Here is a 25,930-nt window from a genome sequence, read left to right as displayed (position 1 = left end):
GCCCTCTCGCCGTCACATCCTGATCGGCGTCCGACCGCCGTGTCTTGCTGACTCGCCAGGTCGGCGCCAGCACAGTTGCGGATCCATCTCCAGCCGCACCTCGGCCTTCCTGCCGAGGGCGCTGCGCCTGATCCGGGATCAGCTGCTGCGCCATCTGGCGGGTGAACCGCTCGAGAACGTCGTGTCACCGCGCGTCTCCTGACCCCGGGTGCTTGCCTGGGACGATGAGTCAGCTCGACCTCGCCCGCCTGCAGTTCGCGATGACGTCGATCTACCACTTCCTGTTCGTCCCGGTGACGATCGGCCTCGCGTTCCTGATCGCCCTGCTGCAGACCGCCTGGCACCGTACCGACCGGCCGGACTACCTGCGGCTGACCCGCTTCTTCGGGACGCTCCTGGTGATCAACATCGCCGTCGGAGTGGTGACCGGCCTGGTCCAGGAGTTCCAGTTCGGCATGGACTGGTCGGGCTATTCGCGCACCGTCGGGGATGTCTTCGGCGCACCGCTGGCGATGGAGGGGCTCGCGGCGTTCTTCCTGGAGTCGACGTTCCTCGGGCTGTGGATCTTCGGCTGGGACAAGCTGCCGAAGCGGGTGCACCTGGCGACGGTCTGGGCGGTGGCGGCCGGCAGCGCGCTGTCGGCGGCGTTCATCATGGCGGCCAACTCCTGGATGCAGCACCCGGTCGGCTACACGATCGACCCGTCCACCGGCCGGCCGCAGCTGAACGACATCTGGGCGCTGTTCACCAACCCCGTGTTCCTGCGGGGCTATCTGCACGCCCTGCTGGCCTCGCTGGTCACCGGAGCCATGGTCATGCTCGCGGTCTCGGCCTGGCAGCTGCGCAAGGGGGCCGACCCCGAGGTGTTCCGGCCGTCGGCCAGGCTGGCACTGATCGTGCTGACGCCCGCGCTGCTGTTCGCCATGCTGGTCGGCAGCGAGCTGGGCGTCACCGAGGGCAAGTACCAGCCGATGAAGATCGCCGCGGCCGAGGCGCAGTGGGACACCTGCCAGCCGTGCTCGTTCTCGGTCTTCCAGATCGGCGGCGGGAAGAACGACGAGGACCCGACGAAGTTCATCGCCATCCCGCACCTGCTCTCGCTGCTGGCCACCAACAGCTGGAACGGCCAGGTACTCGGACTCAACACCGTCCAGAGCCAGTACCAGCAGCAGTACGGTCCGGGCGACTACGTGCCCAACGTCTTCATCCAGTACTGGTCCATGCGCGTCATGGCCTACCTGGCCACGCTGAACCTCCTGGTCGGCCTCTGGGGGCTGTGGCTGCTCAGGCGCCGGCGACTGGCCTCGTCCCGCCGGTTCCTGCGGGTGGCCCAGTGGGCGGCCGTGCTGCCGTTCCTCATGAACACCGCGGGCTGGCTGCTCACCGAGAGCGGCCGTCAGCCGTGGATCGTGCAGGGCATCCAGCTCACCAGGAACGGCGTGTCCCCGTCCGTCGACACGACCGACGTCGCGATCAGCATCCTGGTCTTCCTCCTGCTCTACGCCGCGCTGGCCGTCGTCGCCGGCGCGCTGATGTTGCGTTACGCCCGCGCGGAGGCCGCCGCGGCTCCGAGCGATGACCAGCCCGTCCCCGCCGTGACCTACTGAGGTCCCGAATCATCCCGAGGTCGCGATGGACGCACTCGCCGTCTTCTGGTTCATCCTCGTCACCACGCTGTGGACGGGCTTCTTCGTCCTGGAGGGCTTCGACCTCGGCGTCGGCATGCTGCACGCGGTGCTGGCGCGGGACGAGGCCGGGCGCCGGGCCGCGATCAACACCATCGGGCCGCTGTGGGACGGCAACGAGGTGTGGCTGATCACCGCCGGGGCGGCGATGTTCGCGGCCTTCCCGGGCTGGTACGCGACCATGTTCTCCGGCTTCTACCTGGCCGTGGTCCTGCTACTGGTCGGGCTGATCGTCCGCGGGGTCTCGTTCGAGTTCCGGGGCAAGGTCGACAGCGTGCGCTGGCGCCGCACCTGGGACGTGCTGCTGACCGCCGGCAGCCTGATCGTGCCGCTGGTGATCGGGATCGCCCTGGGCGACCTGCTGCACGGCGTGCCGATCGGGGCCGACCAGGAGTACACCGGGTCGTTCGCCGACCTGTTCACGGGCTACGGGGTCTTCACCGGGATCACCCTCGTCGCACTGTGCGTCCTGCACGGGTCGACGTTCATCGCGCTCAAGACCACCGGCGCCCTCCGCCGCCGGGCCAACCTGCTGGCCCGCCGGGCCGCCCCCGTCGTCGGCCTGGTGGTGCTCGCCTTCGTCACCTGGACGCACTCCACCGCCGGCCGGGGCGTCCTGATCAACCTCGCCGAACTCGCCGCGGTCCTGGCCGTGTTCGCCGCCGCCTGGCTGATCGGCACCGGACACGAGGGGTGGGCCTTCGCCGCCACCACGGTCGGGATGGCCACCACGGTGGTCTCGCTCTTCGTCGAGCTCTACCCCCGGGTCATGGTGTCGAGCACCGGCTCCGCGTTCGACCTGACCGTGCAGAACACCGCGTCGGGCCACTACGCGCTGAAGGTGATGACCGTGGTGGTGGCCGTCCTGCTGCCGGTCGTCCTGGCCTACCAGGGCTGGACGTACCACGTGTTCCGGCTGCGCCTGAGCACCGAGCACTTCCGGACGTCCGCGGAGTAGCCGTCACAGGACGGCGATCGGGTTGACCGGGGACCGGTGCCGCCCGGCATATGTTCGACCTGCGCGCGCGATGGGACCGCCGGGCCCGCCCGGACCCCGCGGCGATCCCGAACTGTGGAGGCCTGGATGGACATGATCCATGTCCGCGCGGTGAGCCCGCCGGAGCTCACCGACCGGATCGTCGACCTGCTGGCCAAGGATCGTTTCGTCTTCAACCTCATGGTCCAGCGCGGACTGGCACGCAACCCCCACGGCGACGCCGTCCAGTGCGACATCCTGAAGGGCGCCGCCAACGATGTGCTCCGCGGCCTCCGGGAGCTGCACCTGGACCGGCACGGCTCGATCGTGATCGAGCCGGTCGACATGGCGTTCTCGGAGCGGGCGGCGGCGGCCGAGACCGGGCAGCTCGGGGTGCTCGCCCACGCGCCCCTGTGGGCGGCGGTCGAGGCGCGGATCCGCGCCGAGGGGACGTACCTGCCGAGCTTCTACGTCTATCTCGTCATCGCGGGCCTCATCGGCGCGGTCGGGATTCTCACCAACTCCCAGATCCTGATCGTCGCCGCGATGGTGGTCGGACCGGAGTACGGAGCGATCACCGCCATCGCGCTCGGCCTCGACCGCGGCGTCCCGCGCAGCGTCCGGCGGGGCGTGCGGGCCCTGGCCCTGGGGTTCGCGTTGGCCATCGTGACCACGTTCGCCTTCGCCCTGCTGATCCGCGGACTGGGGCTCCAGCCGAAGGCGTTCACCCTGGGAATCCGGCCGGTCTCCAACCTCATCGACACGCCCAACTTCTTCTCGGTCGTCGTCGCCGTCCTGGCAGGGATCGTCGGAATCGTCTCCCTGACCGAGGCCAGGACGAGCGCGCTGCTGGGCGTCTTCATCTCGGTGACGACCATCCCCGCGGCCTCCGACCTGGCGGTCTCCTGTGCGTTCGGCAGCTACCGCGAGGCGTGGGGCTCGTTCCTCCAACTGCTTCTCAACATTGCCGTCCTGGTGGTGATGGGTGTCCTCGTGCTGAGGCTCCAGCGCGCCATCTGGCGAAGGATCAGCGCCTCGCGGCGCCGAGCCGGGTGAATGCCATGGGCGTGACGCCGCCGGAGGTTGCCACCGACTCGACATCGAAGCGCCCCTCCAGCCCGATCGCAGCGCGGCGCCGACCGTCGGGTCAGTTCGGCGCCGCCGGCACGGCCACCGGCGACGAGCCGCCGGGCACCAGCAGGTGCGGCGTCCCGCTGCCGTCCGCCGGCACGCTCCAGACGTCGGCGCCCTTCCCGTCCTGGGCCGGCAGCGCGTAGCCGAGTGTCTCCCCGTCGAGCCAGGCCGCCTGGTCGTCCACGCTGCGCGACTCGGCCAGCGGGTGCTCGCGCATCCCCGCCAGTTCCAGGACGTGGAGCCGCCAGGGTGCCGCCGGATCGGCCGAGACCTTCTTCTTGAAGGCGATCCGGGTACCGTCCGGCGAGAGCGAGGGGCACTCCACGTTCTCCCGCAGGGTGCGGGCCGACCACGCCCGAAGGTCGCCCTCGACCAGGTGGGTCCGGCCGCCGGTCGAGACGGTGGCGTAGAAACGGTTGTCGTCGGCGGCGAAGGTGACGCCCCAGTAGTTGACGTCGGCGGCGTGGTGGCGGGTGCCGTCGACGGTCAGCGGGATGGACTCGACCGACTTGACCAGGTAGCCGGTGCGCAGGTCCAGGGTCGACGTCCGGGTGGAGAAGGTGCCCGCCGCGTAGGAGTCCCCCACGGCGAAGGTGGTCCAGGAGAGCAGTTGCCCGGAGGCCGACACCCGGGCCCGGTTCGGTATCCCGGGCACGGTCACCGTCTGGAGCTCGGTGAACCGCCGGTCGTACACCACCGCCTGGGTACGGGCCGGAGTGCCGGGCAGCGCCCGCAGGCACAGGGCCCGGTCTCCCCCGGCGTGGAAGCGGACGCAGGACGGCCCGTCCGGCGGCCCCGGGCTGCGGGCGACCCGCCCGGTGGCGGTGTCCCGGTAGTAGAGCCCGGGCTCGGTCAGGGTGAAGGAGCTCTCTGCTGCGACGATCTGGTGCCCGCCGTCACGCTGCCTGGCGTGCAGCACGTACCCCATCGAACCGCCCAGCAGCACCAGGGCGGCGGCGATCAGCACCAGCGAACGCGCCTTCACGAGACCTCCCTCTCCGGCAGGATCCGCCATGCGGCGACGAGTGCGGCGGCCAGCGCGAGGGCGGCCACCGCCAGGGCCGGGCGCGGCCCCCACCACGTCCAGGCCGCACCGAAGCCGGCCGCGCCGACCAGCCGCGCCAGCGCCTGGCCGGTCTGCAGCACCGCGAGCCCGCCCGCCCGGCCGTCGAGCGGCAGTACCGGCCCGGCGAGTGCCATCAGCACACCGTCCGTGGCGGCGTAGAAGACACCCAGGAGGACCAGGACGAGTACGGCGGCCGGCCATCCCGGCGGAGCCATCAGGGTGAGGTAGGCCGCGAGCAGCGCACCGTGCCCGCAGAGGAACGGGGTGCGCCTCCCGGTCCGGTCCGCGATCCGGCCCACCGGTACGGCCAGCAGCAGGTAGCACGCCGCGGCGCCGAGCGGCAGCAACGGAAAGAGCAGGGGCGACAGGTCGAGGCCGCGCTGGAGCAGCAGGTAGAGGAAGGAATCGCCGATCGTCGCGGCCCCCAGCAGCGCAGCGGCCGTGACGACCCGCCGGAACACCGGATCGCCGAGCGCCTTGCTCCTCTTCCTTCCGGCCGGCCGCGACTCGACGGCCGCCACCGCAGCACCGGCCCCCGGCTCCGCACCGGCCGGGACGAACAGCACCAGCACCAGCACGCCGAACAGCCCGATGGCGAAGCTGACCACGAAGACCGCGTCGTACGCGTCCGCCGTCGCCCACAGCACCACGAACGCGACCAGGGGTCCGAGCAGCGCCCCCGTGGTGTCCATCGCCCGGTGCACGCCGAAGGCCCGACCGAGTGCCTCCGGCGGGGCGCTGAGCGAGATCAGCGCATCCCGCGGCGCGGTCCGCACGCCCTTGCCGAGCCGGTCGGCGGCCAGTGCGGCGGCGATCCCGCCGGCCGCGCCACCGGCCAGCAGCAGCCCGAGCCGGGAGAGCGCCGAGAGCAGGTAGCCGGCCCCGGCGATGGTCCGGTGCCGGCCGCCACCCCGGTCGGCGAGCGTGCCGCCGAGCAGCCGGACCAGCGCGGTGGCACCGTTGAACAGCCCGTCGAGGAAACCGAATTGCAGTGGCGAGAGGCCGAGCCCCAGCACCAGGTAGAGCGGCAGCACGGCCGTGACCATCTCCGAGGAGACGTCGGTGACCAGGCTGACCGCGCCGAGCGCGATGACCGTGCCCGGGACGCGCCGCTCCGTCCCGGCGGGGCGGGGCGGCGCGTCCGGACGGCGGCCGGTGGTGGCCAGGTACATCATCAGTGGCAGCTGTACTTCGGGCCGGTGTCCTTGACCTGGCCGTCCGTTCCGACATAGCTCCAGCCGTAGCCGGAGTCGGTGAAGTCCAGCTTCAGCACGCCGTAGTCACCGCTGATCCGCTTCTGGCTGTTCGGCTGTACCTGCTCGATCGGGTACGGCTCGGCGCCGCCCATCCCGCCGACGATCTCGACGATCCCGTCCGCGGTCGCCTTCCCGTCCGGGTCCTGCGGGGCGAACCGCTCGTAGTGGTGGTCGTGCCCGTTCAGCACCAGGTCGGCCCTGGCGCCGTAGAGGATCTTCCACACCGGCCGGGAGACCGGGTCGTTGCCGTGCCCGCCCGAGGAGTACAGCGGGTGGTGCCAGTAGGCGGCGACGCACTTCTTCGAGTTGGCCGCCAGGTCGGCCTTCAGCCAGTCGATCTGGGCGCTCTGGTCGAAGGCGTTGGAGTCCAGTGCGACGAAGTGCCAGTTGCCCTCGTCGAAGCTGTACCAGCTCTTCCCCTGCGGGTAGGCGATGCTGCCGAAGTACGCCTTGTACCCGGCGAGCGACCCGGCCGGGTCGTAGGTCTCATGGTTGCCCGGCACCGGGTGGGTCTTCGCCTTGAACGCCCCCCAGCTCTTGTCGTAGTAGTTCCGGAAGTCCGCCAGCCGGGCATCGTCGTACTGGTTGTCACCCATCGTCAGGTAGAACCTCGGGTCGATCTGCTGGGCCAGCGCGGCCGTCTTCGGGTGCGCACAACCGCTGTCCGAAGCGGTGCACTGTGCGGCGATGTCGCCCGCCGCCACCACGGTGAACGCCCCGCCGGGCGTGGGCCCGGTCGGTGACGGGCCGGTCGGTGACGGTGACGGGCCGCCGTCCGGCACCCCGTACACCTGCATCTCGAACAGCGAGTACCCGTACGACGTGCCGCGCGCCGTCCCGTACATCCGGACGTAGCGGCCCTTGCCGGCCAGCCCCGCCCAGTCGTCCGTCCCGCCGTTCCCGGCCTTCTCCTCCGCCACAGTCGTCCAGGTCACCCCGTCCGCCGACACCTCCACCCGGTACGCCTTCGCATAGGCGGACTCCCAACTCAGCTTCACCCGGGAGATGCCGGCGCTTCCTCCGAGGTCCACCCGCAGCCACTGCGGGTCCTTCCCCTCCGCACTCGCCCACCGCGTGGAGGCGCTCCCGTCGAACGCCTTCCCCGCCGCGTACGACGACCCCTCGGTGGACGAGGCCGTCGCGGCCCTCCCCTGCGAGAGCAGCGGATCGGCCGCCGCCCCCGCCCGCCCGGACCAGCCGAGCAACAGGCCGCCGAGCAACGCGAGCACGGCGGCGAATATTCCGACACGAACAGGCCTTGCCGAGACACCCAGACGCATCCCTGGACTCCATGACCTTGAGAAACGGCGAGAGCTGGACCCCGGTCCACACCACACGAACCCACCGGGCAAGCGGCGATCACATCACCGCAGCGGCCGGGTCAGAGCTCTCACTGAGCGCGTCACGCCCCATCCGACACGGGGCGCCGCGCCAAGCCGCCGACCGACAGCGTAATAGAAAGTAAAGTTCCCTACCAATAGTCGGGGGACACCGAACTTCCGCGCGTTTCCAGGCTCGTGGGCGCTGGCGAACGGCTCGCCGCGCCCCGGAGCGAGGCCCCTCGGCCCCTCGGCCCGTCGAACAGGCAGGCTGTCGTCCTATCCGTGGCGGTGGTCTGCGAGGTCATCGAGAAGGGCGTCCGCAATCACCGGACCGTCGTTGGTCCAGCAGGTCTTCCGGCGCGCTGCGGGCAACCCGGGCGAGGGTGTCGAGGGCCTCGGCCAGGACGGGGAGCGGCGGTGAGGCAAGGCCGACCCGGACAGCGGAGGGGGTCGTCCGGGTGCCGACGGCGAACGCGGCGCCGGGGGTGACGGCGATGCCCTCGCGGGCAGCAGCTGCGACGAACGTCTCGGCGCGCCACGCCGCCGGCAGCTCCCACCAGACGTAGTACGAGCACGGGTCGGACCGTAGCGTCCGGCCGGCCAGGTACTGACGGGCGAGCAGTTGACGCTGCGTCGCGTCGGCACGCTTGGCGGCCTCCACCGTGCCGACCGTGCCGTCGGCGATCCAGCGCACCGCAGCTTCCAGGGCGAATCCGCTCGGCGTCCAACCGCCCGAGCGCAGCGCGGCGGTCACGGAGGCGCGCAGTGCGGCCGGCACCACTGCGAATCCGGTGGTCAGGCCAGGAGCGAGGCGCTTGGAGAGGCTGTCGACGAGGATGGTCCGTTCCGGCGCGAGCGCCGCCAGCGGCGGGATGCCGGGTCGCAGGAAGGACCAGATCGCGTCCTCGACGACTGGGAGGTCGAGGCGGCGCAGTTCGGCGACCAGCGCCTCGCGGCGCTCTGGCGCGAGGGTGACTCCGAGGGGATTCTGCAGGCGCGGCTGAAGGTAGAGGGCACGGAGGGGGGTGGCCCGGTGGACGGCCGCGAGAGCGTCGGGGAGCAGGCCGGATTCGTCCACCGGCAGCGGCACAAGCGTGATGCCGAGGCGCTGCGCGATCGCCTTGACCACGGGGTACGTCAGCGCCTCGACGCCCAGGCGCTGACCGGGTGGCACAAGCGCGGCCAGGGCGGCGGCGATGGCCTGGCGGCCGTTGGCGGCGAAGAGCACGTCGTCGGCGGTTGCGCGCCAGGCCGGCCCGTAGCCGGCGTCACCCTGGTCGGAGGTGTCACGCCCTGTGTACCCGGGGCCGGAGGCGAGCACCGCACATGCCTCGCGGGCGGCGGCGGTGCCTCTCGCACCGACCGGACGGAGGGCGGCGTCCAGCGCATCCGCCCGCAGCATGGGTGCGAGTCCGGTGGCGAGCAGGGCGGACTGCTCGGGCACGACGGGATAGTTGAGTTCCAGGTCGACCGGAGCACCGGCGGGCTCGGCGAGCGGGAGGCGCGCGCCGGGCGTGCCGTGGCCGGCCCGCACGAAGGTGCCGCGGCCGACCTCGCCGACGACCAGCCCGCGCCGGACCAGTTCGCGGTAGACGCGGCCCGCCGTCGATCCGGCGATGCCGCGCCGGCGGGCGAATGCGCGTTGCGTCGGCAACTGCTCGCCGGGACGCAGCCGCCCCTCGGCGATGGAAGCCGCGATCTCGTCCGCGATCACGCGGTAGTCCTCCATCGGCCCGTTCCTCCTCATTGCACCGAGCGCAAAGTCATTATTGCACCGACCCCGCACCCGCCCATAGCCTCCCGGCATGGACGTACTCATCTCGGCCGTCGACGCGCACGCTGTGCTCGGGGTCGCCGCCGTGGCAACGGGCATGGTGCTCACGCCCGGACCGAACATGATCTATCTGATCTCCCGCTCGATCGTGCAGGGACGCCGCGCAGGGCTGCTCTCGCTGACCGGTGTCGCCATGGGCTTCCTGGTCTACCTCGCCGCCGTGACAGCGGGAATCACCGCGGTGTTCGCAGTCGTGCCGCTCCTCTACACCGCAATCAAGCTCACCGGCGCGGCCTACCTGCTCTGGCTCGCCTGGCAGGCCGTCAAGCCGGGCGGCACCGCCGTCTTCTCCCCGCAGCAACTACCGCCGGACCCGCCGCACAGGCTCGTGACCATGGGCTTCCTGACCTGCCTGCTCAATCCGAAGATCGCCATCATGTACGTCTCACTGCTGCCGCAGTTCGTCGTCCCGGCGCGAGGCCACGTCGCGGCGCAGAGTCTCGTGCTGGGCCTGACCCAGATCGCCATAGCCGTCACCGTCAACGGCCTCATCGCGATGAGCGCGGGCACCATCGCGTCCTTCCTGGCCCGCCGCCCCGCGTGGCTTCGGTTCCAGCGCTACGCCATGGGCACGGTCCTCGCGGGCCTCGCCCTGCACATCGCTTCGGACCGGGCCAAGGTCGTCGCCACCTGATGCCGCCGTCAAGCCGTCCCGGTCGCCCGGCAGGCCCGGGTCACCAGCCCGCGGCCCGCCCCCGCCCCCCTCCAGCCGGCAGGGTGGTCGTGGGGTCGCCACCGCCGCTGACGCCGAGCACCGGACAGGGTGCGCCGACGGACCGCAGCTGGTCGGCCAGGAACGCCACCCGGCGTTCGGCCTCCTGCTCGGGGCCGGGGACGGGAGCCAATCGGAGGCTACGGGCGATCTCCCGTTGGACGGGACGGAGGTTCGGGCACGGCGGCTCCCTGTTGGCGGATGGGGGTGGGGTTTCCCCCGAGACCGGCATGAGCGGTGCCGCCGGTGTGAGGCGGGTTCACCACTGTCACGGGTGACGGCGGACGCGGTGGGTTCCCGTCATCGACGTCACCAGCGAGTACAGGGATGTTGTGGCGGTGATGAAGAGGCGGTTGTTCTTCGGGCCGCCGAAGGTGATGTTGGAGACGGGCTCGGGGATGAGGAGGCGGCCGATGAGGGCGCCGTCCGGGGCGTAGCAGTGGACGCCGTCGCCGAAGGCCGCTGCCCAGAGCCGGCCGTCGGTGTCGAAGCGGATGTTGTCGAAACGGCTGTCGGTGGCCTTGGTGAAGACCCTGTCGTTGCCGAGGGTGCCGTCCTCGCGGACGTCGAAGACGCGGATGTGTCCGGCGCGGGTGTCGGAGACGTAGAGCCGCTGTTCGTCGTGGGAGAGGACGAGTCCGTTGGGTCCGGCGAAGCCGTCCGCGGCGAGGTGGACTCCGCCGCCGTGCGGGTCGATCCGGTAGACGTTGCAGGCGCCGATCTCGCTGTCGGCACGGTGGCCCTCGTAGTCGCTGGTGATGCCGAAGTCCGGGTCGGAGAACCAGATCGAGCCGTCGGAGCGGACGACCGCGTCATTGGGCGAGTTGAGCCGCTTGCCCTGGTAACGGTCGGCGAGGACGGTGATCGTGCCGTCGTGCTCGGTGCGGGTGACGCGGCGGTTGCCCTGCTCGCAGCTGATCAGGCGGCCTTCGCGGTCGAGGGTGTTGCCGTTGCTGTGCCCGGCCGGGGAGCGGAAGACACCGACCGTTCCGGTGGCCTCGTCCCAGCGCAGCATCCGGTCGTTGGGGATGTCGCTCCAGACGAGCTGGCGCCAGGCAGGTAGGTAGAGGGGACCCTCGGCCCAGCGGCAGTCTCCGTACAGCTGCTCCAGCCGCGAGTCCCCGTAGGTGCACCGGCGGAAGCGGTCGTCCAGTATCTCGTACAGTCCGAACTCGATCTCGCCAGACATCATCCACATCCAATCGACAAGAGACGAACATGATTCCGGTGAACTGGAGTATGACAGGACAATATATGGTTCCGCCATGGCGATTGAGAACCTGGACGACACCGACCGCGAACTGCTGACGCTGCTTCAGCAGGACGCCGGACAGGCGTATGCGGCGCTGGGCAAAGCCGTGGGGCTCTCCACCGCGGCCACCCATGAGCGGGTGCGCAAGCTGCGGGAGCGCGGCATCGTCCGCCGCACGACAGTGGAGGTCGACCCACAGAGCCTCGGACTCGGCGTCCTCGCCTACGTGATGATCGAATCTTCCGCCTGGATGGGGGATTCGGCCGAAGCGTTCGCCGCCATCCCCGAGATCGAGGAGGCGCACATCATCGCCGGCAGCGCGTCGGTGCTCGTCAAGGTGCGTACGACGACTACCGAACAACTCCAGGACGTGCTCCGGCGCCTCTACGCGATCGACGGCGTGAGCGGCACCCAGGCCACGGTCGTCCTGGAGACCTTCTTCGAACGCCCGCCGTCCATGACGTCATGAACGGCCCATTGCCCTCGGGCGGCCGAGTCCACCCGGGGCACCGCGGACAGCTGCGGCAGCTTCCACGACCAAGGCCGCGTGACAGGAACCCCCGCGCCTCGCCGCTCGCTGCGAGACACCGCAAGCGACCTGGGCCGGAAGGCGCCGGCCGGTCTTGGGCTCAGAACCCGATGGCCTCGCGGAGCAGCAGAACCACGCCCTGGCTGAGACGGGGCTGCGCGTTGAGGACCAGGAGTTGGTTGATGGCGCTGGGCTGCCCGTACGCGGCCTGGGCGCGAGCGACTTCCAGCGGGAGGGCGTGTTCTTCGAGGCGGCGCAGCGCGGTGCTCAGATCGGGCACCACCTTCTGTGCCCCGACGATCCAGATCGCGCGCCCGGCGCCGCCGGCGTATGCGGGCAGCTGGCTTCCGGTGCCCGAGGCGACCACGAGGGAGCCGGTCTCGGTGAGCGCGGCGACGCTGCCTACGACGACGTCGGGGCCGGCGACCAGCCGCCGGATGTCGTCGGCCTCGGTGGCCCGGTCCATGGCCAGCACGCGGGGCTTGACGGCCCGGTACCGGCCGCTGGTGTTGATGTCGTCGTCGATGCCGGACAGCCGGAGGGTCTCGCTGGCCGCGGTGAAGACGCTGGCGTGCTCCGGAATCAGCTCCTTGACGCGGGTACGCGCGGCGGCGGCATCATCGAGGATGTCGACGGTGAAGTTGTGTGCCGCCAAGGCGGCGGCCGCCCGCTCCAAGCGGTGCGCGGGCACCGGATCGGTGAACTGTGTCGCCGAAGTCGAGATGGTCATCATGCCTCCTGGGTTCCGTGTGGTGCGCCGGGTCGCGGGGCGCGAAGATCCCCGGTCGGCGGCTCGTCGGACGCACCCTCGGCGCGCGGCGCCGAGCCCGCCAGCGGGGTGGTGTCGAAGTACCTGACCTCGTAGACCCGCTCGGTGAACCTCCAGCCGTCCGCGGTGCGCTGGTAGCGGTCGTGGTAGATGGCGTAGTTGAGTCCCTGGCGGCCGTCCCGCATGCGCGCGATCTCCTGCAGGTAGGCGCGCCCGGTCGCGGTGTCGCCGTCGATCCGGATCGTGCCCGGATGCGTGTTCTGCACGAAGAATTCCCACTGCGCCTGGAGCCGCTCGCCTCCGGTGCGGATCTCCTCCCTGCCGGTCAACTCGATGGGGATGTCGGGCATCCGCAGCACGCCGTCCGGCGTGAACAGCGACGCGAGGCGGGCGCGGTCGCGCATCATCGCCGCGTCGGTGAACTCACCGCGCAGCGCCTCGATCTCGACACGGTCGGCGATCGTTTGAAAGTCGCTCATCAGCTTCCTCCGTTCCGTTCACCCATGACGACAGCGCAGCCGTTCGGAATGTGAGGCGATGGGACGGACCTCACATTCCGGTGCACTGTCTTGTCGAAGAGATGAGGACAGTTGCGAGGCAAGGGAGTACACGACACCATGGCCGACCGATTCGAGCCGGGACACGGTCACCCCGATCCGGGCCTGAGCGCGATCACGAGCGAGCGGCGCCAGTTGATCAATCTGGCGTATCGGCTTCTCGGCTCGCTGGCCGACGCCGAGGACGTCGTGCAGGAGACCTACGCCCGCTGGTACGCCATGCCCCGGCGGCAACGGGATGCCATCGCCTCACCGGGCGGCTGGCTGACGACGGTCGCCAGCCGTATCTGCCTCAATGTGCTCGGATCCGCCCGAGTGCGGAGGGAACGCTACGTGGGGGAATGGATCCCCGAGCCGCTTCCCGAACGGCGGGAGTGGACCGACGCGGTCACAGCGGACCCGGCGGACCGGATCACCCTCGACGAGTCGGTCAACATGGCCTTCCTCGTCGTACTCGAAACCATGACGCCGGCCGAACGCGTCGCCTTCATCCTCCACGACGTTTTCCGCTACTCGTTCGCCGAGGTGGCTGAGATCGTCGGCCGTACGCCGGCGGCCTGCCGCCAACTGGCCTCCTCCGCCCGCCGCCGCATTCGCGCGTCGCAGGCTCCGGCAACACCGGCGACGGCGCAGGCCGGCATCGTCCGGGACTTCAAGCGGGCATGGGAGGCGAAGGACGTCAACGCCCTCATCGGCCTCCTCGACCCCGACGCCACCGTGACCGCCGACGGCGGCGGCCTGGTCGGCGCCGTGCTGCGGCCGATCGCGGGTCGCGAACGGATCGCCCGCGCTTATCTCGGCTTCGCCGCCCGCGTCGCGCCCGACCTGACGCTGATGGAGCGGACCGTCAACGGCCAGCCCGGCCTGGTCGCCCAGCAGGACGGCATCACCGTCACCGTGTTCGCCTTCCGGATCGCCGGTGACCGGATCACGCACATCTGGGCGGTACGCAACCCGGAGAAGCTTCGCCCCTGGAGAGCGGGCTGATGACCGCGTCGATGACGCGGCTTCTCACCGACGGTGTTCCGTTCCTCGTCGAGGTCGGCCTCAGTCTTCGGTGGGGCCCAGATCGGGAGTGCCCCGCAGTTCCACGGTGCGGGTGGTGGAGCCGTGCAGTTCGAGCACCGTGATCTCGTTCCGGCCGGCCTTCAGGACCGGCGCGGGGACGTAGAGCGTGGTCTGCGGGCCTCGGGACCAGTACCGGCCGAGTGCGAAGCCGTTGATCCACACCTGGCCCTTGGTCCAGCCGTCCAGGGCGATGAAGCCGTCGGCCGACCGCTCCAGGTCGAGGTGTCCGCGATGGAAGGCCGGGCCGACCGGGGGAACGGCGGGCTCGAACGCGGTGAAGGAAAGCCCGCACAGATCGTCGAGGGGCAGCGGCCGGCTGGACCAGCCGTCCGGGGCCAGGCCGTTGACAGTGACCTCGCCGAGCAGCCCCTTGCGGTCGTGCATGCCCTGCCCGTAGTTGACCCTGCCCTGGTTCTCCACCAGCACGGCCAGGTGCGCGCCGCTGCGGGGCACGTGGAAGGCGAGGGCGTGCTCGTGTCGCTCGCGTTCCAGGACGCCGACCGGCTGGCCGTCGACGAAGACCTGGGCGCGGTCGCGCACCTCGGCGATGCGCACGACCGCCGGCCCGGCCGCCGGGAGCACCGTCTCGTACAGGACGAATCCGAAGGACTGGCCGAGCTGTTCCATCAGCTGGGGGCGGTCGGTGTGCACCGCGCTGCCGAACCACTCGCGGTGGTCCAGGAGGCTTGCGCAGGCGGTGAGTTCGACGACGACCGGGGCGAGCTTGGGTGCGGGGGCGGGTGCCGGCTCCTCGGGGACGGGCGCGTACCTGGCGATGACCTCACGGAAGGCGGCGTACTTGGGGCCGGGGTCGCCGGCCTCGTCCAGCGGCGCGTCGTAGTCGTACGAGGTGACGGTGGGGCGGTACGTGCCCTTGTCGTTGGCGCCGTTGGTAAAACCGAAGTTGGTGCCGCCGTGGAACATGTAGATGTTGACCGAGGCACCGGCCGCGAGCAGCCGGTCGAGGTCCGCCGCGGCGTCGGCGGCGCCGCGGGTGACATGGGTGCCGCCCCAGCGGTCGAACCAGCCGATCCAGAACTCGCTGCACATCAGCGGCCCGGACGGCTGTTGCGTGCGCAGTTCGGCGAGCCCGGCGTCCACCCGGCTGCCGAGGTTGACGGTGCGCAGGACGCCGTCGAGGCCGCCGCGTGCCAGGTCGGAGGGCTGGTCGCAGGTGAACAGCGGCACGTCGACTCCGTGCCGGCCCAGCATCTGCGCCAGCTCCTCCAGGTAGCCGGAGTCGTCGCCGTACGCGCCGTACTCGTTCTCCAGTTGGACGGCGAGGACCGGGCCGCCTCGGGTGGAGAGGTGGGGGAGGACGGACGGCAGCAGGGCGCCGAGGTAGTCGTCCACCGCCTTCAGGTAGCGCGGGTCGCGGCTGCGCAGTTCGATGTCCTCGTCGGCGAGCAGCCAGGAGGGCAGGCCCCCGCCCTCCCACTCGGCGCAGATGTACGGGCCGGGGCGCAGCAGCACGTGCAGGCCTTCGGCGGCGGCCAGGTCGAGGAATCGGGGCAGGTCGAGACCTGCGTCCAGCCGGAACTCCCCGCGCCGGGGCGCGTGGAGGTTCCATGGGACGTAGGTCTCGACCGTGTTCAGCCCCATCAGGCGTGCCTTGCGGAGCCGGTCGGCCCACTGCTCCGGGTGGACGCGGAAGTAGTGCAGCCCGCCGGAGATGATCCGCAGCGGTCGGTCGTCGAGACGGAAGCCGTCTGCGGCGATCTCCAGTCGTGGCATTGCCGTGGTGCTCCTTGCGATCGAGGGTCGTCAGGTCAGCTCAGGGGGCGGCAGAGCAGGGCGTCGGGGACTCCGCCGTGGTTCCACTTCCAGGTGTAGGCGACGCCGGCGAGGTACTCGTTGTCGGCGCACTGGCCCTTGTAGTAGCCGGGTGCCCAGTCGCTTGCGGTGGAACCGCCCGTGGCGGGGCGGTTGTCGCCGTGGTCGAACCAGGCGTTGCGCCCGGTGGTCGGCAGCGGGGATGCGGCAGGCGCACAGAGCAGGGCGGACATCGCGTTGCCGTGGACGCTGTAGCCGACGGCGTAGGCGTTGTCGGGGCACTGGAGCTTGTTGTAGCCCGAGGCCCAGTCGCCGTGGGTGACGTAGCGTTCGTCGGTGACGGCCACCCAGGCGCCGGCTCCGGTGGCGGGCCGGCCGGCGTCGGTGCACAGGCCGCGGCTGTCGCTGCGGCCGAGGCCGACCAGGCGCTCGGTGTCGGGGCAGTTGCCCTTGCGGTTGCCGTTGGACCAGTCGCCCTGGGCGAGCATGCGGGCGGAGACGTTCTGGTCACCGAAGTCGAGGTCGAGCATGTTCCAGTGTTTCACCGGTGCCACCGGGCCGGTGAGGCTCGGCGCGTTGATCAGCTTGTTCCAGTCGGCGGCCCGCCAGTCGCCGGGGTCGCCCAGGCCGAGCCGCTTGCCGGTGGCATCGTAGGAGAGCAGGGCCCAGTTGTCCTGCGGGTTGCCGTTGGCGTCGCTCCAGCCGACGACCGGCCACTGGGCGAAGTCGGTGTCGTTCTTCACCAGGATGTCGGTGAAGTTGTGGAACCAGGCCTGCTCCTTGGCGTTGGTCGAGCCGCGGCCCGCCGCGCCGAACTCGCTGATCCACACCGGCGCGGTGAAGTGCTGGCCGGACTGGGTGACGAACAGCGCTTCGTCGTTGACGACCTGGGCGAGCTGCTCGGGGGTGAAGTCCTGGTAGCGGGGATCGTTGGTGGAGCCCGGGCCGCTTTCCGCCCCGGTGTTGGCGGGCCCGGTGTAGGCGTAGAAGTGGGCCGCGTAGACGAGCTTGTCCGACCGGATCAGCGTGTTCGACAGGTTGCGCACCGGGGTGAGCATCGGCCGTTCGTGCCAGGTGATCGCGGTCGGGATCCCGGACCAGTTGATGCCCTCCATGACGACCAGCATGTCGGGGTCGGCCTGGAGAATCCGGTTGCCGGCCTCCTCGAACGCGGCGTACTCGTCATGGGAGTCGCCCCAGCCCCAGTTGGGGTTGTCCCAGGTGTCGCGGCGGACCTCGTTGCGCAGGTCCGCGCCCACGACGCGCTTGTTCGCCCGGTACCGCTGCACCATGAAGAGCCAGTCCGCCTCCCACTGCTCGGTGGACTGGCTGCTGTTCCAGCGCTCGTTGCCGTCCAGGCCGCAGCAGAAGCGGTAGGTGGTGGTGTGGTTGTTGAGGATGACCGCGAAGCCTTCGGCGGTCAGCGCGGCGACCACCGCGTCGTAGACCTGCAGCGGGGTCTTGCCCTTCAGCTGCGGGTTGGCGGCCACCGCCGCGTCCGGCACGGTGCCGGCGTCGTGGATCAGCGCGTTGGCGAAAGGCAGCCGCACGCTGTTGAGGCCCAGGCCGTGGAAGTCGGCCAGGATCTGCGTCATCGGGGTCCGGTCCAGGCCCAGCGGGATGTTGTGCGACACCTGTCCCGCCTGGTTGTTGGCGGGATCGTTGACGTCCCCACTGCCCTCCCAGGTGCCCTGCGCGCCGGCCCAGTTGCCGGCCTTCAGCTTGAAGCGGTCGCCGTTGGCGTCGACGATGTACCGGCCCCGGGTGCTCAGCGGACCGGTCCACGAGGCCGCGAGCTGCGTGCCCGTCATGGCGGACGCGGTGGTCGAGGCGGTGGTGAGGGGCGCTGCGGCGGAAGCGGGTGTTCCCCCGAGGACGAGGGTCACCGCGACGGCCGCGGCGGGCAGGATTCGGGCGAAGGAGCTTCGGACGGTGGGAGGCGAACTGTCTGATCTCATGGTTTCCCCTCCAGGGGTGGGGGTGGGGCCTCGGATCTTCGGGTGGTGCGGCCCGGACCGGCGGTCCGGAGTCAAGGGGGGGCGGACCGGGGGCGGCTCAGCCCTTGAGTCCGCTGGTGGCGATGCCTTCGACGATGTAGCGCTGGGCGACCAGGAACATGGCCACCAGCGGTGTGATGGTCACGACGGCTCCGGCGAACAGTCCGGGCAGGTTGATGGTCTGTGAGGTGAGGAAGGTCGACAGGGCGATCTGGGCCGTCCACGCGGACGGGTCCTGGCCGATGACGAGCGGCCACAGGAAGGAGTTCCAGCTGTCGATGAAGGCGAGCGCGCCGAGCGACGCCAGCATCGCTCCGGACGACGGCAACGCGATCCGGCGGTAGAGGCCGATCCAGCCGAGCCCGTCCAGGCGTCCGGCTTCCTCGATCTCGGTGGGGAACTGGAGGTAGAAGTTGCGGAAGAGCAGGACGGCGAAGGGATTGAACAGCCCGGGTGCGATGATTCCCCACAGAGTGTTGACCCCGCCCATGGAGCCCACGAGGACGAAGGTGGGCACGAACGTCACCGAGCCGGGGATCATCAGCGTGGCCACCACCAGGGCGAGCAGGACGCCACGCCCGGGCACCGGTATCCGCGCGAGGGCGTATCCGGCGGCGGAGGCGAGGATCGTCGACACCGGGGCGGTGATCGCGGCGATCAGCAGCGAGTTGCCGAGGGCCTGGCCCATGTGCAGGGCGGGGTCTCTGAAGAGCGAGCCGAAGTTCTCCCAGTGCATGGTCGACGGCCACCAGGTCCAGTGCGGTGACGTCAGGCCCTGCGTGTCCATCAGCGCGTTGCGCAGCATCAGGTAGAAGGGCGTCAGGAACGCTGCCGTCAGCAGGCCCGCCAGCGCCCCTCTCGCGCACCGGCGAAGTACCCGCGGCAGCTCTCGCGTGCTTCGCATTCCGCTCACTCCTCACCCTTGCCGAAGCCGGTGACCCGGCCCTGGAGCAGGGTCACACCGACGATGACGGCGGTGAGCACGAAGGCTCCGGCCGATCCGAGGCCGTAGTTCTGGGCGCCCATCGCGGTGTCGTAGAGATAGACCAGCGGCGTCCGGACCGGGGCCGTCGCCGCCCCGGACAGCCCGCTGTTGAACAGGTTGTAGAACTCGTCGAACGCCTGGAAGGCGGCGATGAACTGCAGCATCAGGACGGCCACCGAGGTGTTGCGCAGCATCGGCAGGGTGATCCTGCGCAGCAGGCGCAGGCCGGTGGCGCCGTCGAGTGCGGCGGCCTCGTGGATCTCCTTGGGGATGCCCTGGAGGCCGGCCAGGAGGAGCACCATGTAGAAGCCGACCTGGAGCCAGAGGCGGAGGGTGACGAGGACGACCCAGTACAGCGGCGGCGAGGTGGTCTGCAGCCACGGGACGGCGGACATGCCGAACCATCCGCCGACGGTGTTGGCGATACCGGCCGGCAGCCCGTTGAACAGGCACATCTTCCACACCAGGGACGCCGCGACGTAGGAGACGGCAGCCGGGATCAGGAAGGCGGTGCGCAGCAGGGCCCGGCCGCGCCGGATCCGGTGCACCAGCAGCGCGAGTCCCAGCGAGGCGGCGAACGTCACCGGCACGATGAACAGCGTGAACAGCAGGATCTGGACGAGCGATTTGCGGAACACGGCGTCGGCGAGCAGCGCCCGGTAGTTGTCCAGGCCGACCCAGTGGCCCAGGGTGATGGTGCCGCGGGCCTCGCTGAGGCTGAGCAGGAAGCTCCAGCCGATCGCGACGTACTTGAAGACCCCCAGGCCGATCAGCAGCGGTCCGGCGAGGAGTGCGAACGCTCCCCAGGCACGCCGGTCCGCGCGGGGCCGGCGGGTGGAGGCGGTGCCCCGCGGCCCGGCCGCGGGGCACCCGGCACGCTCGTCGTGAAGCGTGGCCGGAGATGCGGGCTTCGTCATGCGCGCTGCTTGTCGATCTCGCTCTGGGCCTGCTTGGCCGCGTCGGCCAGCAGCGGGGCGGCCTCGCCCTGCCCGCTGACGATCTTCGCCGCGGCCGCGCTGAACAGGGAGCTCACCGCGCTGTTCCAGGTGCCGGGGTTGTGCCGGCCGTACTTGGCGGCCAGTTCGACGGTCTCCTTGGCGGTGCCCTGGGCGACCTTGTCGGCGGTGGCGGCGACGGACTTGCGCGGCGGGATGTGGAAGCCGTAGCTCTCCGACCAGTCCTTCTGCAGGTCGGTCTGCTGGATCCAGAGCCACTGGACGAACTTCTTGGCCGCGTCGACGTTCTTGCCCTTGGCGTTGACGCAGCTGGTCCAGCCGCCGACGCGCACGACCGGCGTGCCGCCGGCCTTGTAGGCGGGCCAGGGCAGGACGCCGAAATCGTCGCCGAGCGCGGTCTTGACGGCGGGCATCGACCAGAGGCCGCCCCACTGCATCGGGACGACGTTCTGGGTCAGGGCGGCGGGATCCCACCAGTCGGTGGTGAAGCCGAGCAGCAGGGACTGGTCGTCGTGCAGGCGCTTGAGGCCGGCCACGGCCTCGGCGGCCTGCGGGGAGCCGAAGACGGCCTTGCCGTCGGCGACCAGGTCGCCGCCGTTGGACCACACCGCCAGGATGGCGCTGTCTCCCAGGCCGTCGTTGCCGACGAACAGGCCCTTGGTGTTCTTGGTGGTCAGGGCCTTGGCCGCGGCGACGAGCGCGTCGAAGGTGTCGGGCGGGGTGATGCCGGCCTTGGACAGTGCGCTCTTGCGGTAGTAGAGCATCATGACGTCGTCGATCATCTTGACGCCGTAGAGCTTGCCGTCGACGGTCGCCGTGTCGAGGTCGCCCTGGTTGAAGTCGGGCTTGGCGCTGCCGTAGAGGTCGTCCAGCTGGGCTATCCGGCCGTGCCAGGCGAGGCTGTCGTCGAAGTCGCCGATCTCGAAGACGTCCGGGGCCGCGTCGGTGAGCAGGGTCGCGTGGAGCTTGCCGGCGTAGTCGCCCGGGGTCCAGGTGACCTTGACCGCGATGTCCGGGTTGGCCTTGGTGAACTCGGCCGCGTAGCGGGTGAGGGCCTGCTGGGTGCCGGCCTCGCCGTAGGCGTGGGACCAGACGTTCAGGGTGGTCTTCGCCCCGCCGGAGGCTCCGCCGGTCGGGTTGCCGGTGCAGCCGACCGCTGCTCCGGCGACGAACAGGACGGATCCGCCGAGGAATCCTCTGCGGCTAAGCTGGGATGTCTGTGCGCTCACGTCGCATCCTTCAGGCTGAGGGTGTGGGGGGGTACGGGTGGTCGTCCGGCGTGGCCGGTGTCCGACGTTCACGGCTGGCAGGCGGTGACGGGCATCGGTCGGCCGGAGGCTCGGAGGGGTGATCGGCGGATCCCGGGCTGCCCGGGGGTCGACGTGGTGACGATTCGCCAGAGGTCTTCAGGGCAGCAGGGCCTGGATGCCGACGACGGCGGCTCCGCGGGCCCACTCCTCCCAGGGGAGCGGACGCAGGGTCAACGGGCATCTCGCCGCTGCCTTGAAGCAGTGTGCGGCGTAGGCCTCCTTGATGTGCGTTCCGAAGAGGTCGTAGGTGTCGAGTCCTTCGCCGGTGACGACGACGCGCTCGGGGCCGAGCAGGTTGACCAGTGTGGCGATGCCGGTGCCGATCGCGTGGCCGGCCCGGGCGAAGGCGTCGCGGGCGGCAGGTTCTCCGCCGCGGGCGAGCTGGACGGCGCCGTCGAAGTCGAGGTCCGGGTCGTCGGTGGCGCGGCGGACGGTGGCGAGGATGGCATCGCTGGAGGCGATGGCCTCGACGCAGCCGACCTGGCCGCAGTGGCACCGCGGCCCGGACGGGTCGATGCTGATGTGCCCCATCTCGCCGGCGACGCCGTACGCGCCGGTGACCAGCTCACCGTTGACGACGATCCCCGAGCCGATCCCGGCTCCGATGGTGACCAGCGCGAAGTACTCGGTGCCGATGCCCTCCCCGTACCAGTGCTCGGCGGCGGTGAGGGCCTTGACGTCGTTCTCCACGGTGACGATCAGGCCCGTCGCCGCGGCGACGGTCTCGGCCAGCGGCACGTCGCGCCAGCCGGGGAGCACGGAGTAGCGGACGCGCCCCCTGGGGCGGTCCACGTCGCCGGAGACCGCGATGCCCAGGTGCCGGGTGCGGGCCCGGTACTCGGGTCTCGCGTCGAGGAGTTCGGCGACGAGGTCGGTCAGCAGCGCACACACGGCGGCGGGATCGCGCTCGCCCAGCGGGCGAGCAGCGGTGGTGCGCATCCGGGCCCGCAGGTCGCAGACCGTGCCGAAGAGGGTGTCGGCACTGATCTTCACACCGACGAAGAACTCCCGGTCGGGAGTGACGGCAAGCGGGTTGACGGGACGTCCGGCCCCCGGAGCGGTGCGCTCCGGGGGGAGCTCGTGCAGGTAGCCGTCGTCGATGAGTGGTCGCGCGGCCTTGGTCACAGCAGTCGAGGACAGGCCCGTCCGGCGGGCCAGCTCCACCCGGCTGAGCGGGCTCTCGGCCAGCAGCAGGGCGAGGATGGCGGTTTCGGCCGGTGCGGAGACCAGCGGCCGCGAGTGGTTTGGAAACACGGCGGCAACCTACCGGTAAATAAATAACTTCGTCCAGTATTGATTTCCCGTCAGGACGGTCCTACGCTCTGGCCCAACTCCGGGCGCCTCCCGTGTCGTTCACCATGGCGGCCGGCCGTTTCCGGTCCGCGCCTGACCCCCAGCTTCGCTCGACACCCCTCAGGACCTCCCGTGCCTCCCACGCCCTCATCCGTTTCCTTCGACCCCACCCGCGGGCTGGCGGTCCTGCGGACCCCGAACAGCGTCTACGCCGTACGCATCGGCGCCGACGGCAGCCCCCGGCACCTGCACTGGGGGGCGGAGCTCGACACCGCCGCCCTCGATGGACTGCCCGCGGCCACCTCACCTGCCGCGAGCAGCTTCGAGGCAGACCCCGCGCCGGACGAGCTGGCCCCGCAGACCGGTGCGCGGTTCGGGCCCGCCGGCCTCCAGGTGCGGTTCGCCGACGGCACCCGCGGCGCGCAGTGGTCCTTCACCGGGCACACGGTCCGGGGCGGGGAGCTACGGCTGCGCCTGGCTGACCGCCGCTACCCGCTGGCCGCCGAACTGTGCTATCGCGTCCGCCCCGACAGTGACGTCATCGAGCGCTGGACGGAACTCACCCACACCGGTGCCGACGACTCCGGCCCGATCGGCGTCGACCGGCTGGACTCCGCCTCCTGGACGGCGCCGGCACTGCCCGACTACCGGCTCAGCCACCTCGTGGGCGGCTGGAACAGCGAGTTCCAGCTGCACCGCGACCGGCTCCCGGTCGCCGAGACCCTGCTCACCAGCCGGCGCGGCGTCACCAGCCACCACGCCGGCCCCTGGCTCGCCCTCGACGACGGCACCGCCGACGAGGAACAGGGCGAGGTCTGGAGCACCGCCCTGGCCTGGAGCGGAAGCTGGCGCGTCACCGTGCACCGCGACCCGGTCGGCCGCACCACCTGGACCGGCGGCTTCGGCCACGAAGGAATCGGCTGGACCCTCCGGCCCGGTCAGAGCCTGCACACCCCCGTCTTCGCCGGCCTCTACACCCCCGGCGGCTTCGGCGCCGCCAGCCGCGCCTGGCACACCCACATCCGCACCGCCGTCCTGCCCGGCCCCGAGCGCGACCGGCCCGTCGTCTACAACTCGTGGGAGGCCACCGGATTCGACGTCGGCCAGGCCGGCCAGCTGCGTCTGGCCCGGCTGGCCGCACGTCTGGGCGCCGAACTCTTCGTCCTCGACGACGGATGGTTCGGCGGCCGCACCAGTGACCGCTCCGGCCTCGGCGACTGGACGCCCCGGCCCGAGGCGTTCCCCGACGGGCTGCGCCCACTGGCCGACGAGGTGCACCGCCTGGGCATGGCCTTCGGACTGTGGGTGGAGCCGGAAATGGTCAACCGCGACAGCGACCTCCACCGCGCCCGTCCCGACTGGGTCGTTCACTCCCCCACCAGGGACGCCACCGAGCTGCGCAATCAGCTCATGCTGAACTTCGCCCGTCCCGACGTCGAGGCCTGGGCCCACCGGACCCTGGACCGACTGGTGCGCGAGCACGACGTCGACTGGCTCAAGTGGGATGCCAACCGGGTCGTCACCGAAGCCGGGTGGGCCGGCCACCCCGACCCCGACCGGCTCTGGATCGACCACACCCGCGCCGTCCACCGGATCATGGACCGCCTCCGCGCCGACCACCCCGGCCTGCGCATCGAGGCCTGCGCGGGCGGCGGCGGACGGGCCGACCTCGGCATCCTCGCCCGCACCGACCAGGTCTGGACCTCCGACAACACCGACCCCGTCGACCGGATCGGCATCCAGTACGGTTTCAGCCAGCTCTTCCCCGCCCAGGCGATGGCCGCCTGGGTGACCGACAGCCCCAACGTCACCACCGGCCGCACCACCCCGCTGCGGTTCCGCTTCCACGTCGCCATGGCCGGCGCGCTCGGCCTCGGCGCGGACCTGACCGCCTGGTCCGAGGAGGAACTCGACGAGGCCGCCGCATTCGTCGCCCGCTACAAGGAGATCCGCCCCCTGGTCCAGCACGGCCTCCAACACCGCCTGCGCGGCCCCGGCGGAGTGACGGCCGTGCACTACGCGGCCCAGGACGGCACCGAACACGCCGTCCTCGCCTGGCGCCCCGCGACCCGGTTCGGCCACCAGCCCCCCGGCCTCGCCCTGCCGGCCCTGGACCCCGCGGCCCGCTACCTCGACGTCGACGAGGACATCGTCCACAGCGGCGCCGTCCTGACCCGGCGGGGCATCGACCTCCGGCTGCCCGCCGGCGACTACGCCAGCCGCCTGCTCCGACTGCACCGGATCATCTGACCTCCGCCCCCACGGTCATCGCGAGGAAGGCGGCCACGGCGGCCGGAGCCCGCTGGGGCGCACCGCCTGGACAGCCGCCTCCGGGCCCGCAATCCCCGCGGGCGCGGCCGGCCCCGACAGCCGTCCCCGTCCTTCGGAAACTCCACCGTGTCGAACCGGTTCACCCCACGAAAGCGCGGGTACCCGGGTGTCTCACCGGACCGGAGCCGCCGGCGCGACACTCGCCGCCACGGCCACCGTCGGCACGGTGCCTCGCGCGTCCCGCACCTCCACCGCGCGCAGGACGCGCATCGCGTGTCTCCGGGCCGAGTATCAGTCCAGGAACCGCACGGTGGTCGACACGAACCTGTCGGCGTCGTCCAGCCACGGGTAGTGGCCCGCGCCCGGTTGGACGACGAACTCGGCGCGCGGGAACAGCGCGGCGAAGCGGGCCAGTACGTGCGGGGGCGAGGCCAGGTCGAACTCCCCGGCGAGGATCAGGACAGGCGTGTCGAGCGCGGCGAGCGCCGCGCGGGTGGCGTCCGGATCGAAGGCTCCCTCCGATCCGAAGACTTCCGCCGCCGCCGCGTTCCACTGGGCCTCCTCGGCCGCCCGGTGGGCCTGCGCCGTCTCGTCCCAACGGCCATAGAGGAATGGTGCGATGGTCACCCAGTCATCGGCCGCGGCCTCGCCGGCGTCGATGGCATCGAATGCTGCCGACGCCGCCGCGAACCAGGGCTCGCCCCTGCGGAGCCGCGCGACCTCGCGCCGGTCGTCGCCGCTGACCTCCAGGCCGGCGGCGCTGGTGCCGGGCGTGATGAGGACGAGTCGGCCGACGCGGTGCGGGTACTGCTCCGCGTACCGCACGGCGAGGTTGGCGGCGGCGGAGTGCGCGAGCAGGTCCATGCGGTCGAGGCTCAGGTGTTCGCGCAGCACCTCGACATCGCCGACCAGGCGGTCGCAGCGGTAGGAGGCAGGGTCCTCAGGTGTCGCGGACAGCCCGGCGCCCCGCTGGTCGGCCACGATCAGCCGCCTGTGCGCGGGGAGACCGCCGAGGTCGCCGAGGTAGACGGAATCCCGCATCGGTCCGCCCGGCAGGCAGACCACGGGGGCGCCGCCGGCGCCCTCCCCGAGGACACGGTAGGCGAGCTCGGTGCCGTCAGGCGCAATGAGAGTAGGCATGGTTCTGATCCCAGCAGGTGTGCGGTGTCATCGTGGAGTCGAAGC

The 25,930-nt window shown here is 71.1% G+C and carries 22 protein-coding genes; 7 read left to right on the top strand and 15 right to left on the bottom strand.

Annotated features, from left to right (window positions below):
- The first annotated feature begins 224 nt into the window (after positions 1-224).
- The 3 genes from ACZ6NC_RS14985 (at position 225) to ACZ6NC_RS14975 (ending at position 3,717) form a co-directional block, all read left to right on the top strand.
- A complete protein-coding gene (locus ACZ6NC_RS14985) occupies positions 225-1,607 on the top strand; it encodes a cytochrome ubiquinol oxidase subunit I (protein WP_465732655.1) in 1,383 nt (460 codons plus the stop codon).
- A gap of 25 nt (positions 1,608-1,632) precedes the next feature.
- Complete coding sequence (cydB, locus tag ACZ6NC_RS14980) at positions 1,633-2,643, top strand: cytochrome d ubiquinol oxidase subunit II (RefSeq protein ID WP_465732653.1); 1,011 nt, start codon at positions 1,633-1,635, stop codon at positions 2,641-2,643.
- A 126-nt stretch (positions 2,644-2,769) separates the two neighbouring features.
- On the top strand, positions 2,770-3,717 hold the full coding sequence (locus ACZ6NC_RS14975; protein WP_465732651.1) for a DUF389 domain-containing protein: 948 nt from the start codon (positions 2,770-2,772) through the stop codon (positions 3,715-3,717).
- Positions 3,718-3,808: 91 nt separating this feature from the next.
- Here the strand turns inward: ACZ6NC_RS14975 and ACZ6NC_RS14970 are convergent, their stop codons facing one another.
- The 4 genes from ACZ6NC_RS14970 to ACZ6NC_RS14955 form a co-directional block, all read right to left on the bottom strand.
- On the bottom strand, positions 3,809-4,780 hold the full coding sequence (locus tag ACZ6NC_RS14970; protein WP_465732649.1) for a TolB family protein: 972 nt from the start codon (positions 4,778-4,780) through the stop codon (positions 3,809-3,811).
- Positions 4,777-6,033 carry an MFS transporter gene (locus tag ACZ6NC_RS14965; protein ID WP_465732772.1) on the bottom strand — a complete coding sequence of 419 codons (1,257 nt, stop codon included), beginning with the start codon at positions 6,031-6,033 and terminating at the stop codon, positions 4,777-4,779. The genes ACZ6NC_RS14970 and ACZ6NC_RS14965 overlap by 4 nt, the downstream gene beginning before the upstream one ends.
- A 2-nt stretch (positions 6,034-6,035) precedes the next feature.
- Complete coding sequence (locus tag ACZ6NC_RS14960; RefSeq protein WP_465732647.1) at positions 6,036-7,346, bottom strand: discoidin domain-containing protein; 1,311 nt, start codon at positions 7,344-7,346, stop codon at positions 6,036-6,038.
- 394 nt (positions 7,347-7,740) lie between these two features.
- The gene (locus tag ACZ6NC_RS14955) at positions 7,741-9,168 is read right to left on the bottom strand and encodes an aminotransferase-like domain-containing protein (RefSeq protein WP_465732645.1); all 1,428 of its coding nucleotides are present in this window, start codon (positions 9,166-9,168) and stop codon (positions 7,741-7,743) included.
- Positions 9,169-9,244: 76 nt separating this feature from the next.
- Between ACZ6NC_RS14955 and ACZ6NC_RS14950 the strand changes: the two genes are divergently transcribed.
- Entirely contained in the window at positions 9,245-9,907 is a 663-nt protein-coding gene (locus ACZ6NC_RS14950) for a LysE family translocator (RefSeq protein WP_465732643.1), read from the top strand.
- A gap of 40 nt (positions 9,908-9,947) precedes the next feature.
- Here the strand turns inward: ACZ6NC_RS14950 and ACZ6NC_RS14945 are convergent, their stop codons facing one another.
- Complete coding sequence (locus tag ACZ6NC_RS14945) at positions 9,948-10,118, bottom strand: hypothetical protein (RefSeq protein WP_465732641.1); 171 nt, start codon at positions 10,116-10,118, stop codon at positions 9,948-9,950.
- A 135-nt stretch (positions 10,119-10,253) separates the two neighbouring features.
- Positions 10,254-11,174 carry an SMP-30/gluconolactonase/LRE family protein gene (locus ACZ6NC_RS14940; RefSeq protein WP_465732770.1) on the bottom strand — a complete coding sequence of 307 codons (921 nt, stop codon included), beginning with the start codon at positions 11,172-11,174 and terminating at the stop codon, positions 10,254-10,256.
- 91 nt (positions 11,175-11,265) lie between these two features.
- Here ACZ6NC_RS14940 and ACZ6NC_RS14935 point away from each other — a divergent pair, with 91 nt between their 5' ends.
- Entirely contained in the window at positions 11,266-11,706 is a 441-nt protein-coding gene (locus tag ACZ6NC_RS14935; RefSeq protein WP_465732768.1) for an Lrp/AsnC family transcriptional regulator, read from the top strand.
- Between the two features lie 160 nt (positions 11,707-11,866).
- Here the strand turns inward: ACZ6NC_RS14935 and ACZ6NC_RS14930 are convergent, their stop codons facing one another.
- Together ACZ6NC_RS14930 and ACZ6NC_RS14925 are read right to left on the bottom strand one after the other, a co-directional pair.
- Positions 11,867-12,496, bottom strand: coding sequence for an LUD domain-containing protein (locus ACZ6NC_RS14930; protein ID WP_465732639.1), 630 nt, complete (start codon positions 12,494-12,496; stop codon positions 11,867-11,869).
- On the bottom strand, positions 12,496-13,014 hold the full coding sequence (locus ACZ6NC_RS14925) for a nuclear transport factor 2 family protein (protein WP_465732637.1): 519 nt from the start codon (positions 13,012-13,014) through the stop codon (positions 12,496-12,498). The genes ACZ6NC_RS14930 and ACZ6NC_RS14925 overlap by 1 nt, the downstream gene beginning before the upstream one ends.
- A 138-nt stretch (positions 13,015-13,152) precedes the next feature.
- Between ACZ6NC_RS14925 and sigJ the strand changes: the two genes are divergently transcribed.
- A complete protein-coding gene (sigJ, locus tag ACZ6NC_RS14920) occupies positions 13,153-14,079 on the top strand; it encodes an RNA polymerase sigma factor SigJ (protein ID WP_465732635.1) in 927 nt (308 codons plus the stop codon).
- A gap of 60 nt (positions 14,080-14,139) precedes the next feature.
- Here the strand turns inward: sigJ and ACZ6NC_RS14915 are convergent, their stop codons facing one another.
- The 6 genes from ACZ6NC_RS14915 to ACZ6NC_RS14890 all read right to left on the bottom strand — a co-directional run bounded on the left by ACZ6NC_RS14915 (position 14,140) and on the right by ACZ6NC_RS14890 (position 22,435).
- Positions 14,140-15,894 (bottom strand): beta-galactosidase, encoded by a 1,755-nt coding sequence (locus tag ACZ6NC_RS14915; protein WP_465732633.1) that lies wholly within the window; start codon positions 15,892-15,894, stop codon positions 14,140-14,142.
- Positions 15,895-15,929: 35 nt separating this feature from the next.
- On the bottom strand, positions 15,930-17,891 hold the full coding sequence (locus ACZ6NC_RS14910) for a glycoside hydrolase family 5 protein (protein ID WP_465732631.1): 1,962 nt from the start codon (positions 17,889-17,891) through the stop codon (positions 15,930-15,932).
- Positions 17,892-17,988: 97 nt separating this feature from the next.
- Positions 17,989-18,834: a carbohydrate ABC transporter permease gene (locus ACZ6NC_RS14905; RefSeq protein ID WP_465732629.1), complete on the bottom strand. Its 846-nt coding sequence runs from the start codon at positions 18,832-18,834 to the stop codon at positions 17,989-17,991.
- Between the two features lie 5 nt (positions 18,835-18,839).
- Entirely contained in the window at positions 18,840-19,832 is a 993-nt protein-coding gene (locus tag ACZ6NC_RS14900) for a carbohydrate ABC transporter permease (RefSeq protein ID WP_465732627.1), read from the bottom strand.
- Positions 19,829-21,100: an ABC transporter substrate-binding protein gene (locus ACZ6NC_RS14895; protein ID WP_465732625.1), complete on the bottom strand. Its 1,272-nt coding sequence runs from the start codon at positions 21,098-21,100 to the stop codon at positions 19,829-19,831. Before ACZ6NC_RS14895 ends, ACZ6NC_RS14900 begins: the two co-directional genes overlap by 4 nt.
- A 177-nt stretch (positions 21,101-21,277) precedes the next feature.
- Positions 21,278-22,435: an ROK family protein gene (locus ACZ6NC_RS14890; RefSeq protein WP_465732623.1), complete on the bottom strand. Its 1,158-nt coding sequence runs from the start codon at positions 22,433-22,435 to the stop codon at positions 21,278-21,280.
- Between the two features lie 171 nt (positions 22,436-22,606).
- Here ACZ6NC_RS14890 and ACZ6NC_RS14885 point away from each other — a divergent pair, with 171 nt between their 5' ends.
- Positions 22,607-24,724 (top strand): alpha-galactosidase, encoded by a 2,118-nt coding sequence (locus tag ACZ6NC_RS14885; protein ID WP_465732621.1) that lies wholly within the window; start codon positions 22,607-22,609, stop codon positions 24,722-24,724.
- 312 nt (positions 24,725-25,036) lie between these two features.
- Here the strand turns inward: ACZ6NC_RS14885 and ACZ6NC_RS14880 are convergent, their stop codons facing one another.
- Complete coding sequence (locus ACZ6NC_RS14880; protein ID WP_465732619.1) at positions 25,037-25,885, bottom strand: alpha/beta fold hydrolase; 849 nt, start codon at positions 25,883-25,885, stop codon at positions 25,037-25,039.
- Positions 25,886-25,930: the final 45 nt, after the last annotated feature.

This window comes from Kitasatospora sp. NPDC041988 (assembly GCF_055588525.1).
The sequence above is the reverse complement of the archived record's forward strand: the minus strand, read 5'-3'. Positions and strand labels throughout refer to the sequence as shown.